A 12,587-nucleotide genomic window follows, 5' to 3' on the forward strand; every position below is an offset into this window, starting at 1 on the left:
GCGCCGCTGGGGATCGGGACCACATCGAGGTGAGTACTCTCCCCAGGTTCCCCGTGCCGTCGAAGATGGGGGTCCCTGACGTGCTCATCGTGGGTGAGGTCCACACCGGCCTGCTGCGCGGTCGTGGCCCCATGAGCGCGAACGACGCCGCGCTGCTGGTCGACCTGATGGCCGGCGAACCGGTGCTGCGCCTGGAGCGGCCACGCCCGTACGTGCGCTCGCCGGAACGACCCGTCGGCGTCGACTGCCCGCTCGGCGCCGTCGCCTCCGCCCGGCAGATCCGCGGCATCGGCACCGTCCTGCAGCGCGCCGCGATCACCGGCGGTCACATCGTGCAGGGCACCGCCTGGGCCACGCTGACCCCCGCCGCGGGCAGCGCCCGGCAGCCCTGGTCGCACTACCTGGCCCGGCCCGGCGTGATCGAGGCCGTCGGCCGCGTCCGCCCGGCCGAGCTGGCCGATGCCTTCGCCGCTCCCGCCCGTGACCCGGCCGCCCTCGACCTGGGCGACGTCGCGGGCCGGGCGTCCGACGCGGTGCAGAGCGCCGTCCCGGCCGACGGCCGCCCCCGCGAGCGGCTGCGGCTGCCCCGCACCCGGCTCCGGTTCGTGGTCGAGCAGGCCGAGACAGCCGGCCCCCTGCACTACACCGTGCCCGACGACCGTCTGCGGGTGCTGCGGGTCGCCCTGCCCGCCGACGCCGAGCCCCGGCTGCTGGTGGCCTTCGCCGAAGACCTGGCCCTGCACGACTGGCTGCTCACCTCGGTGATCGGCATCGTGGAGCGGGCCGAGATCGGCGTGCTGCCGTTCGGGGAGTCGCTGCGCCGGCTGCGCCCGGCCGTCGACCACCTGCTGCACCTGTGGCTGCCCGGCCGCCGCGGCGGTGACCTGGCCCGCGGGTTGTGGACGGCGCTGGAACGGCAGGAGGCGCTGAGCGATCAGTGGCGGTTGCTGCGCGACCGGATACGCGACCAGGTGGCGCTGGCCGCGGTCGAGGCGCTGGCCGGGGAGCCGGCCCGGTGAGTGTCCAGGCGCGCCAGGTCGGCGAGGGTTCCGGCGTCATCCGTACGGCGCTGATCACCGTCGCCACCGGCGGCACCACGTTCCTGATCACGAACGGACTCAACCAGCCCCAGTCCGTCTGCATCACGCTCTCGGTCCTCATCGGCGGCATCGTGCTGATGGTCCGGTTCCTGGTCGAGTTCGAGAAGCGGCTGGCCGCCGTCGAGAAGCTCGAGAAGGACGGCATGGAGGACATGAAGCGGCTGGTCGGCGACGCCTTCGCGAAGATCAACGAGGCGACCGAGCTGTTCGGGTCGGTGGAGGCGTCGGCCCTGCAGACCGACCTCGTCACCCAGCTCGTGCGCAACTCGACCACGATCTCGCCCGACTCGCCGCCGATCGTCTACCAATTCGTCCAGGCCAAGATCAAAGAGACGTCGGACTTCCTCAAGCAGCTCTCCGAGGGCGGCACGGTCACCTATTACGGCGAGGACCGGGACTGGCTGCTCGGGCTCACCCGGCACGCCACGCTCAGCGTCGACGCGATCAGCCTGGCCGCGGTCGACCACGACCTGTGGAACAGCGAGATCGGCCAGCGCTATCTCGACGCGCAACGCCGGGCGGCCCGGGCCGGCAAGCGGGTGCGGCGCATCTTCGTGCTGGACAAGCCCGAGATGGAGCTCGACCCCGACCTGCGCCGGGCGTACGAGGAACAGCGCGCGATGTCGATCGACGTGCGGCTGCTCGACCGGTCGGCGGTGCACACCCCGCTCCAGGTGCAGCTGCGCGACCTGATCGTGTTCGACGACATCCTCGCGTACGAGACCACGCCCACCATCAGCGACCCGCAGATCGCCCAGGTGGCCGAGACCCGGCTCGTCCTCAACGACGCCCGGGTCAAGGAGTGCGCGCAGCTGTTCCGCGAGCTGTGGGAGATCTCGCGCGAGCTGCTGCCCGAGGGTCAGAGGAACGCGTAACCGACCCGGCCCACCGTCTCTTCCGGCAGGGCGAAACCCTCGCCGCGCGCACGTTCGCGCACCTGCGCGGCCGCCGTGGGGTCGACCGACACGTTGCCCAGGATCGTGCGCACGGCCAGCTCGATCGGCAGGAACCGCGAATCCAACGGCGTGAAGGTCCGGTACGCCCGCAGCGGCGCCGCCTTCGGGTTGAGCCGCACGATCGGGGGCATCATCTCCCACTCGCCCGGCAGTGTCTCGGGTGTCGCCTCCACCGGTTCGGCCACCGGCTTCCCGTGGTGCCGCAGCAGGCCCAGCCGCTGCAGCTGCCACACCGCGGCCAGGAACGGGCACGACCAGAGGCGGCTGCCGTCGGCCCGCTCGTTCCACAGCTCGACGTCCACAAAGATCGAATGGTTGCGGACGGCGCTCTGGCGGGGCGGCCGCCACCGGCGGGGCGCGGCCATCGCCGCCGCCGACGTGCCGGGGGAGCGCTCGCCGTTGGTCAGCCAGCCGGTCACCTTCGTCGCCGGGCGCCCGTTCGCCCCCTCGGCCGGCTCGTCGATCAGGTGTTCCTGCACGAGGCGGGCCATGTCGACGTCACCGGCGCGGGCGCACCCCGACTCGCGGGCCACGTAGTCGATGGTCAGCCCGGCCTGGCCGGCCGCCGCGACGAGCATCGTGACCACCTCGCGCGGCGACGAGAACCGGGTGAAGTAGTCGTCGATCAGGAAACAGGTGCTGATCCGCGGGCGGCCCCGGCCGACCAGCTGGGCGGTCTGGCTCACGGCGGTCTCGGCCCACGGGCGTACGCGGTCGAAATGCTGCCGCAGCCGGGCCTCGCCCTCGGCGAAATCCTCCATGTAGAGGTGGCCCAGTTCGAGCGACAGGTGGGACAGGGCGACCGACCGGACGGCCGCGGCCGGGGCGCCGAGCTCGGTGGCCAGGTCGTCGGCGGTCGTCACAGACCGACCCACGCGCTCTCGTCGACGATCTTCTTGGAGAGATCCTCGAAGGCCGCCACCGTACGCTCGTTGGCCGTGCGGTGCAGCCACACGTCGTCGTTGGAGATCAGTTGCTCCTGCCACTGCAGCACCGGGTCGAGCGGCACCTCGCCGATCATGTTGAGGCGGCCGACGCCCTTGCGGGAGGCCAGATCCTGCAGGCGGCGGTTGCACACGTCGAGCCAGGCCAGCTGCTCGGGGCGCAGGCCGGCCTGGTCGGGTGACGACGGGTCGAGCACCGCCGTACGGACGAAGCGGATCGCCTCGCGCAGCACCTCGGGGTCGTGGCCCAGATGACCACCGGTCTCGATGATGCCGTGCCGGCCGTAGACCAGGCCGCTGGCGGCGATGATGTGCTGCCGGGTCCACCGGTGGAACACCAGCCAGCGCGCCTCGACGCCGCGCAGCGCCTCGCTCCGGGTGGCGGCCAGCACGATCTCGGTCGCGTACGAGCGGCCCGCGCTGAGGTCGACCAGGATCAGGTCGTACTCCTCGTCGAGCCGCTGGAACAGGGTGATGCAGCGGTCCACGATGCCGGGCGCCGAGTTGAACTCGCCGCGCCCCACGTCGCCGGGCAGCAACGTCAGCCGTCCGGCGCCGGCCGGGCGGTTGCGCAGCGCCTCCCGCTGGGAGTCGGCCCACACGTTGATCCGCCGCGGCTCGGGCGTGCCGTCGATCAGGTAGCTGTGCAGGCCGCCCTCCTCGACCCCGGCCAGCGCCTCGGGCAGGTCGAAGATCGCCCCGGAGGTGGGTGAGCCGAAGTCGAAGTCGAGGTAGCAGGCGTCGTAGCCCTGCAACGCGTGCCGGTAGGCCAGGTTGCTGCTGGTCACCGAGCGCCCGGTGCCGCCCTTGTCGGACGTCGCGAACAGCAGCATGTCAGGTCACCCCACTGTCGGCGCGGCGGGCCGCCGAGAGCCGGTCGAGCTTGCGCAGCACCTCCTCGGTCACGGCCACGGCGACACCGGGCCGTTCCCGGCGCACCGCCCGGGCCCGGCGCAGTTCGGTGCCGATGCGTTCCAGCTCGATCCGCAGGGTCTCGCCGCGCGTCGTGGTGCCGTTCAGCAGCTCGCGGTCATAGAGGTGGTCGGCCTCGTTGAGCAGGTCGGCCGCCATCTGGGCGAGCACGCCGCTGCGCAGCGGCGGATTGTTGATCAGCTGGGCCGCCGCGACCAGGCAGTCGACCACGCGTTTGGTGTAGTACCAGGAGACCTCGCCGATGTCGTCGGGCAGGTATTTGTAAGCGCCGGACGGCCGGTCCCACAGGCCGTGGTCGTCGCCCTCGCGCAGCACCCGGTCTTGCAGGTGGTCCCAGATCGCGTCGGCCAGGTCGAGCAGACGGCTGCGGATCACGCCGTCGTCGACCATGCCGGCCAGGGTCAGCGCCCGCTTGAACAGCGTCGGTGAGATGTCGGCGACCGTCCACGCCAGCCGGGGGCCGCCGATGTCCTCACTGCCCTCGAGCGGGAAGTGCAGGCCCGGGTAGTGCACGTTGACCGCGGATTCGGGTTCGGTCGAGCGGCGGGTGATGCGGCCGCGGTTGGCGAGTTCCTCGAGCACGTCGGTCATCCGGCGCAGCTCGGTGTTCGACGGTCGTACGGCCTGCATGTTCTGGATGACCATGCCGCCGACGAGCAGGCTGAAGTAGTCGAACTCGATGCCGTCGGTGGTGCGCCAGGGCAGGTCCTCCAGCGGCCAGCGGCCCGATCCGAACCGTGCGATGGCCGACCAGTAGGACCGGGTGAGCTCGAACCGCAGCTGCAGCGACTGCGCGAGACGGGCCTGTTCGGCGTCGAGCAGGCCGAGCAGACGCGTACGTTCCGACGAGAGCGCCTGGATGGCGTCCATCGCGACGGTGGTGAAGTAGAGATAGGGCGCGTTCTGGGCGACGCCGGAGCGCTGCTCGCCGATCGCGGCCGTGGTCTCGATCTCGGGTGCCTGCCGCACCACGCCCCACGACCAGCCGCACTCGAAGAGCCGGTTCGGATTGTCGAGCTCGCTGCCCTCGGCCGCACCGGAACCGATCGTGACGTCGTCGCGCAGACGGGCGTTGATCTCGCGCAGGGCCTCGCGCAGCTCCTCGACGACCTGGTGGGTGGGGCGCCGTTCCTGGTTGACCGTGCGCAGCAGATCGGTGCCGAAGCCGCTCTCGGCCGTGAACACGTTGACCGCGAAGCTGCGCAGCAGGCCGGCCATCGCCGCCGACAGCCGCACGTTGGCCGCCTTCTCCAGGGCGTCGACCTGCTTGATCAGCGCGGCCCGGGTCACGACCTGGCGGAAGATCTTCGTGAAGCCGATGGTGGCCAGCATCAGCGTGACCGAGATGGAGAACGAGTCGACCACGTCGAGGTCGAGCTGCTCCTGTTTGATCTCGTCGCCGCCGTCGCCCGGGTCCTCGTCGTCGATCGAGAAATATGAGCCGCCCGAGAAGACCGGGTTGCCGTGCGGGTCGGTGTAACGCTCGATGTAGCGGGTCAGAGCGCGCAGCAGCCGCTGCGGGATCTGCAGGTTGTCGCCGACCACCCGCAGGCTGTCGAGCACGTCGTTGGCGACGGCGTCGGGCCGGTCGAGGCGGAACAGCGGGATCTCGGTCGCCGGGGCCATGATGCACAGCAGCTGTTCCGCGTCGCTGATCGAATTGCTGCCGCTGCGGCCGCCGGGAAACCACTCCCCGTCGTGATAGGACACCCGCGCGGTCGCGCGCCAGATGTCGAGAAGCTGCTGGCGTGGCTGGATCTGCATGTGTGCGCCGTCACCTACCCGTCCGTGGGCCTGTGTTGGAGCGCTACTTCTTCCGTCCGGTCGCGACCATCATGCCGCCGTAACCCTCACGGAGGTCGTTGCTCTCCACCAGTTCAATGTGAACGCTGCGCGCAACGGGGGCAAGAGCCCTTTGTACGTCAGCTTCGGTGATCGAACAGGCGGGGAAGTAACGACCGGCCACGATGTAGCCGGAGGAGTCGCGCATGAACGCGGCGGCGAACGGCGCGCCGGGCTTGAGGGTGTTGACGAACTGGCGGGCCGCGCGCTGGAACTCGTCGTTCCGGGTGGTGATCGACTCGGCCACGAAGAACATGGTGCCGAGGTCGTACTGGTCGGGCGTGAGGTCGAAGATGTTGCCGCGCTCGACGGCGGCGCGGCCGTGCAGCACGTCGAGGGGCTTGCGGAACGGCTCGTACGGCTTGCGTCCGGCCGCGATCGTCGACCAGAACTGCCACCACGAGCCGTGCGGCTTCTCCAGCTCGTGGGTCAGCCACTGCCGGTTGGTGAAGGCCCGCTCGAAGAGTGTCACCTGAGAGGCGTACGGCAGCATCATCATCGCGGGGTACAGGTTGGCGCCGGCCCCGACGTCGATCGCGCGGCCCAGGCTGTGACCACGGCACGTCTTCTCGAAGAAGTTCGCGACGATCTCGATGATGCGGGTGTCGTCGGGTCGTAGCGTGCTGTAGTTGTGGCTGAAGTAGGCGTCGGAGTTGAACCGATCCCAGTCCACGTCCTCGTTGCCGACCGGTCCGAGGTCCAGGTCGATCGAGGCCGCGCTCACATCTGGATCGGTATCGGTCACGGGTCGCCCCTCCGGCGCTCAAGCAGCGGGTGTGGTCGACGGCGGTCGACACGGACAGCTGCCAAGTCGGCCAGTCCATCCACTGTAAGACGCGGTGCAATCGCGCCGCATCTTTGAGCCGTCCACCGTTGCCGGGTTGCACATTAGGACATGCATCCTCTATTAGCGATACGCCCCTCGGGCACTCCGCGGATTAAAAATCGACACTTTCCGCCCGTAACTGTGTACCGAAACCTACCTGCAACAACCCGAGTGACCCGTCTGACCCATTCGGGCGACTGGGCGGTGGCGAGCGCGCGGGCGCGACCGTACGGAGTGTGACCCCCGCCGCAGCGGAAGTTCTTTGATTTTGAAATAGTTGCCGGGTCAACGAGGTTGAGGCTGGCAGTACAGCGGGATGCACCGGGTCCCGGCGATAGAAGGAGCGGGTCATGCAGTTCGGAATCTTCAGCGTCAGCGACATCACGACCGACCCCACCACCGGTCAGACGCCGACCGAGGCTGAGCGCATCAAGAACATCGTCACCATCGCCAAGCACGCGGAGGAGGTCGGCCTCGACGTCTTCGCGCTCGGCGAGCACCACAACGAGCCGTTCTTCTCGTCGTCGCCGACCACCACCCTCGCCTACATCGCCGCGCAGACCGACAAGCTGCTGCTCAGCACCGCCACCACGCTGATCACGACCAACGACCCGGTGAAGATCGCCGAGGACTTCGCGATGCTGCAGCACCTCTCCGGCGGACGCGTCGACCTGATGATGGGCCGCGGCAACACCGGCCCGGTCTACCCGTGGTTCGGCAAGGACATCCGTGCCGGCATCCCCCTGGCCATCGAGAACTACGCCCTGCTGCACAAGCTGTGGCGCGAGCACGTCGTGGACTGGCAGGGCAAGTTCCGTACGCCGCTGCAGTCGTTCACCTCGACCCCGCGCCCGCTCGACGACGTGCCTCCGTTCGTCTGGCACGGCTCGATCCGCAGCCCCGAGATCGCCGAGCAGGCCGCCTTCTACGGTGACGGCTTCTTCGCCAACCACATCTTCTGGCCGAAGGAGCACACGCAGCGCATGGTCGGGCTCTATCGCGAGCGGTTCGCCCACTACGGCCACGGCGACCCCGACCAGGCCATCGTCGGCCTCGGCGGGCAGGTGTTCATGCGCAGGAACAGCCAGGACGCGGTCAACGAGTTCCGGCCCTACTTCGACAACGCGCCGGTCTACGGCCACGGCCCGTCGCTCGAGGAGTTCACCAGCCAGACCCCGCTCACCGTGGGCAGCCCGCAGCAGGTCATCGACCGCACGCTGGGCTTCCGCGACTACGTCGGCGACTACCAGCGCCAGCTGTTCCTGCTCGACCACGCGGGCCTGCCGGTCAAGACCGTGCTCGAGCAGCTCGACCTGCTCGGCGAGGAGGTCATCCCCGTACTGCGCAAGGAATTTGACTCTATGAAACCGGCCCACGTGCCGGACGCACCCACGCACGCGTCTCTGCTCGCAGCTCGTCAGGAGGCCAACGCATGAAGCAGCGCAACCTGGTCGTCGTCTCCGCCGGCCTGAGCCAGCCGTCCTCCACTCGGCTGCTGGCCGACCGGCTGGCCGCGGCGACGATCGAGGCCGGCCCGGGCATCGAGTTCACGGTCACCGTGATCGAGCTGCGCGACCTGGCCCACGACATCGCCAACCACCTGCTCACCGGGTTCCCGCCGGCCGCGCTGAAGGACGCCCTGGACGCGGTGGCCGGCGCCGACGCCCTGATCGCGGTGACGCCGATCTTCACCGCCAGCTACAGCGGGCTGTTCAAGTCGTTCTTCGACGTGCTCGACAAGGACGTGCTCGACGGCAAGCCGGTGCTGATCGCGGCCACGGCCGGGACCGCCCGCCACTCGCTGGCACTGGAGCACGCGCTGCGCCCGATGTTCGCGTACCTGCACGCCGTCGTCGTTCCCACCTCGGTCTTCGCCGCCAGCGACGACTGGGGCGCCGACTCGGCCGACGGCCTGCTGCAGTCGCGCATCACCCGGGCCGCGGGCGAGCTGGCGGCCGAGGTCGAACGCCGCGAGCCGGTCACCGTGGCCGACCCGTTCGCGCTGACGGTCGACTTCAAGGACCTCCTTTAATGCTCTTCGCGGCAGGGTAGAAAGAACAGCATGGGTGAGATCGTCTTGATCCGGCACGGGCAGACCGAGTGGAGCGCCAACGGCCGCCACACCTCGTACACCGACCTCGACCTGACCGAGGAGGGCGAGCGCCAGGCGCGAGCCGTCGCCGACCGGGTCAAGGACCGGCAGTTCGTGGCCGTCATCTCCAGCCCGCGGCACCGGGCGCTGCGCACCGCCGAGCTGGCCGGCCTCACGGTCACCGAGACGACCGACGACCTGGTGGAGTGGAACTACGGCGAATACGAGGGCATCACCTCGGCCGAGATCCACCAGACCGACCCCGACTGGTGGCTGTTCCGGGACGGGGCGCCCGGCGGCGAGTCCCCGGCCCAGATCTCCGAGCGCATCGACCGCGTACTCGGAAAGGTCCGTCCGATGCTCGACCAGGGTGACGTGGCCCTGATCGGGCACGGGCACGCGCTGCGGGTGGTCGGTGCGCGCTGGATCGGGATGCCGGCCGAGGGCGGGGGCCGGCTCAAGCTGGGCACGGCCACCCTGTCCGTCCTCGGCTTCGACCACGGGCGCACCGCCATCGACGTGTGGAACTCGCCCTGCGGATAAGCCGTATGATCATGCAACCTTTGCATTGATGGTGCCTGATGTTGCGGTGCGGCCGAGATATTGAGCGGCGTGGAACGAAGGAATCTGTTCAGGGCGGCCGCTGCCGCATCCCTTGTCACTGCCGCCGCCCCCTCGGCCGCCTCCGCCGCGCCCGCCGCTTTTGATCAGGACGATCCGCGGTTCGCGCTCGCGGTGCTGCCGGACACGCAGTATCTGTTCGACGCCGACAGCTCCGACCCGGCGCCGCTCAAGGAGACGTTCAACTATCTGCTGCAGCAGCGGGCCGACGACAACATCGCCTTCCTGACCCACCTCGGCGACGTCACCGAGCACGGCACCGAGCAGGAGATCGTGCTGGCCGGGCAGACGTTCACCAAGATCGACGGGAAGCTGCCGTACAGCGTTCTGGCCGGTAATCACGACATCAACGGCTCTCTTGACGACCAGCGTGGTCCCAGTGCCTATCTGTCAGTCTTCGGGCCGTCCCGTTTCGAGCGCTCCCGGTCCTTCCTCGGCGCCTCGCCGGACGGCTACAACAGCGCTCATCTTCTTTCCGCGGCCGGCCGGACGTGGCTGATCCTGGCGCTTGACTGGCGCATTTCGGACAAAGGGCTGGCCTGGGCGTCGTCGATCATGGCGGCGCACCGGGTGCCGACGATCGTCACGACCCACGACCTGGCTTTCGCCGACGACTCCGGGAAGGCCTCGCTGTCGGGCAACGGCCAGCGCCTCTGGGACAAGCTGATCAAAGACAACGACCAGATATTCCTGACCCTGAACGGGCACTACTGGCCGCCCGGGCGCACGACGCTGCAGAATGCCGAGGGCAACGACGTCCACGTGCACATCACCAACTACCAGGACCGCTACTACGGCGGCGCCGCCATGATCCGGCTCTACCACTTCGACCTGGGCCGCAACCGGATCGACGTCGAGACGTTCGCACCCTGGTTCCTGGCCCGCGACCCGGCCAAGCGCACCCCGCTCGAGGCCGAGACGATCGAGCTGACCAGCGACGTCGACCGGTTCAGCCTGGAGTTCGACTTCGACGCGCGCTTCCCGGTGGCCAAGCCCGCGCCGCGTCCGGCGGCCCAGGTCGTCGACCGGCACACCGCCGCCTACTGGCGATTCGACCAGGCCGGTCAGAGCACGGCCGACGGCGCCACCGTGCGGGATCTCAGCGGCCAGGGCAACCATTTAACCGTACGGCGTCTCGCGAACAGCACGCCCGAAACGCTGACCCTCTCCACGGAGCACCACGTCGGCGCCCCCGCCCACGCCAGCCTGCGCTTCGACGGCGGCAAGGGCCCCGACCGCGGCGCGATCCTGCAGACGGCGGCCAACGCGCCCCTCAACAGCGCGAAGTTCCTCGGCGGCTACACCATCGAGGCGTTCGTCAAGCTGCCCGAGCCGTTCATCGGCGACCACGCGTGGATGGGCATCCTCAGCTGGGAGGGCCGCGCGGGTGACGCCGGCAAGCACAGCGGCTGGTCCGACCTCGAACCCACATGCAGCCTGAACATCTCGGGCGAGCGGTTCCTGCAGTACGTGCTCTACTCCGAGGTGGGCGACCACAACCCGACGTCGTGGAGCCACGCCCTGCCGACCGGCGTCTGGCAGCACCTCGCGGTCGTCAACGACGGGAAACGCTCGATCGTCCACGTCAACGGCTCGAAGATCGCGCGCAACCCCACCCAGCCGGCCCAGGGCATCGCCACCGTCGGCCGTCCGTTCACGATCGGGGCGACGTCGTTCGACCTCAAGTACGGCCAGGGCTTCTACGGCTGGATCGGCGATGTGCGGATCACTGCCCGCGCGCTGCGTCCGGCCCAGTTCCTGCCCGGGGGACGCTATCGCTGACCCTGCGTCCGTCTCAGTTCCGGCCCGCGGGCGCTACCGCTGACCCCGGGTGTCGTCGGATGATCCGTGCATGGACGGTAAGGCCCGGGGTCTCGCGTTGCTGGTCGCGGGCGCGTTCTTCATGGAGATCCTGGACGCGACGGTGATCGCCCCCGCGGCGCCGCACATCGCCGCGGATCTCGGGGTGCAGCCGGTCAGCGTGAACGTGGCGATCACCGCCTACCTGCTCACGCTGGCCGTCTTCATCCCGATCAGCGGCTGGCTCACCGAACGCCACGGCGCCCGCCGGGTCTTCGCCGTCGCGCTGATCGTCTTCACGCTGGCCTCGGTCGGGTGCGCCGCCGCGCAGAACCTGCCGATGCTGGTCGGCACCCGGGCACTGCAGGGCATCGGCGGCGCCCTGATGGTGCCGGTCGGCCGCCTGGTGGTGATCCGCACGACGGCCAAGACCGACCTGGTGCGCGCCATCGCCTACCTGACCTGGCCCGCACTGGCCGCCCCACTGATCGCACCGGCGCTCGGGGGCATCCTGAGCACGTACGCAAGCTGGCGTCTGATCTTCCTGATCAACGTGCCGCTCGGGATGGCCGCCCTGGTGCTGGCCCGCCGCCTGGTGCCCGACGTGCGTTCGGAAACCCCACGTCCCCTGGACTGGCGCGGTTTCCTCCTGATCGCCGGCGGCACGGCGACCCTGGTGGCCGGCCTGGAGGCGATCGCCGGCCGCGAGCCGCGTTGGCCTCTGGTGGCGTCCCTTCTGGTGCTGGCCGCTCTGACGCTGACCGGCGCCGCGTTGTACCTGCTGCGGTCGGCCCATCCTCTGGTCGACTTGCGCATCTTCCGCGTACGCACCTACCGGGCGACGGCACTGGGCGGCTCAATGTTCCGGGCCGTCATCACCGCGATCCCGTTCCTGCTGCCGCTCTTCTTCCAGCTCGGCTTCGGCTGGACCGCGGCCCAGGCCGGCCTGGTGGTGATCGCGCTGTTCGCCGGCAACATCGGCATCAAGCCGGCCACCACGCCCCTGATGCGCCGCTTCGGCATCCGTACGGTGATGCTGGGCTCGATCGTTGCTTCCGCTACGTGTCTGGTCGGGATCGCGTTGCTCTCCCGGGGTTCCCCGCTGGTCGTCACGCTGGCGGTGCTGCTGCTGAGCGGGGTGTTCCGCTCGACCGGCTTCACCACGTACAACACGGTCGCCTTCGCCGACGTGCCACCCGCGCGGATGACCAGTGCCAACACGCTGATGTCGACCGTTCAGGAGTTAGGGGCCGGGCTGGGGGTGGCGTTGGGTGCGCTTCTCGTACGCCTTGGGGATGCCTTTACCTCGGGCGCTGAGTCGCCTTTCCGGGTCGCGTTCGTGTTGCTGGCGGTGTTGTTGCTGGCTCCTGCTGTTGAGGCGTTCCGGTTGCCCCGTACGGCTGGGAACGTGGTCGCTGGGCGCGCGTCCTAGGTGGGCGGCGTCGTGGTTGGGGTTGCTGCGGCCTGGGTTGT

11 protein-coding genes are annotated in these 12,587 nt (G+C 69.6%); 7 read left to right on the forward strand and 4 right to left on the reverse strand.

Annotated features, from left to right (window positions below; genetic code table 11):
• Nucleotides 1-80: 80 nt before the first annotated feature.
• Together JIG36_RS47000 and JIG36_RS47005 are read left to right on the forward strand one after the other, a co-directional pair.
• A complete protein-coding gene (locus JIG36_RS47000) occupies nt 81-1,019 on the forward strand; it encodes an SCO2521 family protein (RefSeq protein WP_203383457.1) in 939 nt (312 codons plus the stop codon).
• Entirely contained in the window at nt 1,016-1,975 is a 960-nt protein-coding gene (locus JIG36_RS47005) for a DUF6879 family protein (protein WP_203383426.1), read from the forward strand. Before JIG36_RS47000 ends, JIG36_RS47005 begins: the two co-directional genes overlap by 4 nt.
• Here the strand turns inward: JIG36_RS47005 and JIG36_RS47010 are convergent.
• The 4 genes from JIG36_RS47010 to JIG36_RS47025 are packed head-to-tail and all read right to left on the reverse strand — an operon-like array spanning nt 1,960 to nt 6,520.
• Nucleotides 1,960-2,919: an SCO2522 family protein gene (locus tag JIG36_RS47010; protein ID WP_203383427.1), complete on the reverse strand. Its 960-nt coding sequence runs from the start codon at nt 2,917-2,919 to the stop codon at nt 1,960-1,962. The genes JIG36_RS47005 and JIG36_RS47010 overlap by 16 nt on opposite strands.
• Nucleotides 2,916-3,833: an SCO2523 family variant P-loop protein gene (locus JIG36_RS47015; protein WP_203383428.1), complete on the reverse strand. Its 918-nt coding sequence runs from the start codon at nt 3,831-3,833 to the stop codon at nt 2,916-2,918. Before JIG36_RS47015 ends, JIG36_RS47010 begins: the two co-directional genes overlap by 4 nt.
• A 1-nt stretch (nt 3,834) precedes the next feature.
• Entirely contained in the window at nt 3,835-5,697 is a 1,863-nt protein-coding gene (locus tag JIG36_RS47020) for an SCO2524 family protein (RefSeq protein WP_203383429.1), read from the reverse strand.
• 43 nt (nt 5,698-5,740) lie between these two features.
• A complete protein-coding gene (locus JIG36_RS47025; RefSeq protein ID WP_203383430.1) occupies nt 5,741-6,520 on the reverse strand; it encodes an SCO2525 family SAM-dependent methyltransferase in 780 nt (259 codons plus the stop codon).
• 431 nt (nt 6,521-6,951) lie between these two features.
• On the opposite strand from JIG36_RS47025, the gene JIG36_RS47030 reads away from it, so the two are divergent.
• The 5 genes from JIG36_RS47030 (at nt 6,952) to JIG36_RS47050 (ending at nt 12,546) form a co-directional block, all read left to right on the forward strand.
• Nucleotides 6,952-8,037, forward strand: coding sequence for an LLM class flavin-dependent oxidoreductase (locus tag JIG36_RS47030; RefSeq protein WP_203383431.1), 1,086 nt, complete (start codon nt 6,952-6,954; stop codon nt 8,035-8,037).
• On the forward strand, nt 8,034-8,633 hold the full coding sequence (locus JIG36_RS47035; protein WP_203383432.1) for an FMN reductase: 600 nt from the start codon (nt 8,034-8,036) through the stop codon (nt 8,631-8,633). The genes JIG36_RS47030 and JIG36_RS47035 overlap by 4 nt, the downstream gene beginning before the upstream one ends.
• Nucleotides 8,634-8,663: 30 nt before the next feature.
• Nucleotides 8,664-9,236, forward strand: coding sequence for a histidine phosphatase family protein (locus tag JIG36_RS47040; protein WP_203383433.1), 573 nt, complete (start codon nt 8,664-8,666; stop codon nt 9,234-9,236).
• 69 nt (nt 9,237-9,305) lie between these two features.
• Nucleotides 9,306-11,096, forward strand: a complete 1,791-nt coding sequence (locus JIG36_RS47045; RefSeq protein ID WP_203383434.1) for a LamG-like jellyroll fold domain-containing protein — start codon at nt 9,306-9,308, stop codon at nt 11,094-11,096.
• Nucleotides 11,097-11,166: 70 nt separating this feature from the next.
• Entirely contained in the window at nt 11,167-12,546 is a 1,380-nt protein-coding gene (locus JIG36_RS47050; RefSeq protein WP_203383435.1) for an MFS transporter, read from the forward strand.
• The last annotated feature ends 41 nt before the right edge of the window (nt 12,547-12,587 follow it).

Origin of the sequence: Paractinoplanes ovalisporus, from assembly GCF_016834655.1 — a bacterium.
GTDB lineage: Bacteria > Actinomycetota > Actinomycetes > Mycobacteriales > Micromonosporaceae > Actinoplanes > Actinoplanes ovalisporus.

Excerpts from the sequence above, each read along its gene's own strand:
- JIG36_RS47015 (WP_203383428.1), bottom strand. The coding sequence starts at position 3,833 with ATGCTGCTGTTCGCGACGTCCGACAAGGGCGGCACCGGGCGCTCGGTG.
- JIG36_RS47020 (WP_203383429.1), bottom strand. The coding sequence starts at position 5,697 with ATGCAGATCCAGCCACGCCAGCAGCTTCTCGACATCTGGCGCGCGACC.
- JIG36_RS47030 (WP_203383431.1), top strand. The coding sequence starts at position 6,952 with ATGCAGTTCGGAATCTTCAGCGTCAGCGACATCACGACCGACCCCACC.
- JIG36_RS47035 (WP_203383432.1), top strand. The coding sequence starts at position 8,034 with ATGAAGCAGCGCAACCTGGTCGTCGTCTCCGCCGGCCTGAGCCAGCCG.
- JIG36_RS47040 (WP_203383433.1), top strand. The coding sequence starts at position 8,664 with ATGGGTGAGATCGTCTTGATCCGGCACGGGCAGACCGAGTGGAGCGCC.
- JIG36_RS47050 (WP_203383435.1), top strand. The coding sequence starts at position 11,167 with ATGGACGGTAAGGCCCGGGGTCTCGCGTTGCTGGTCGCGGGCGCGTTC.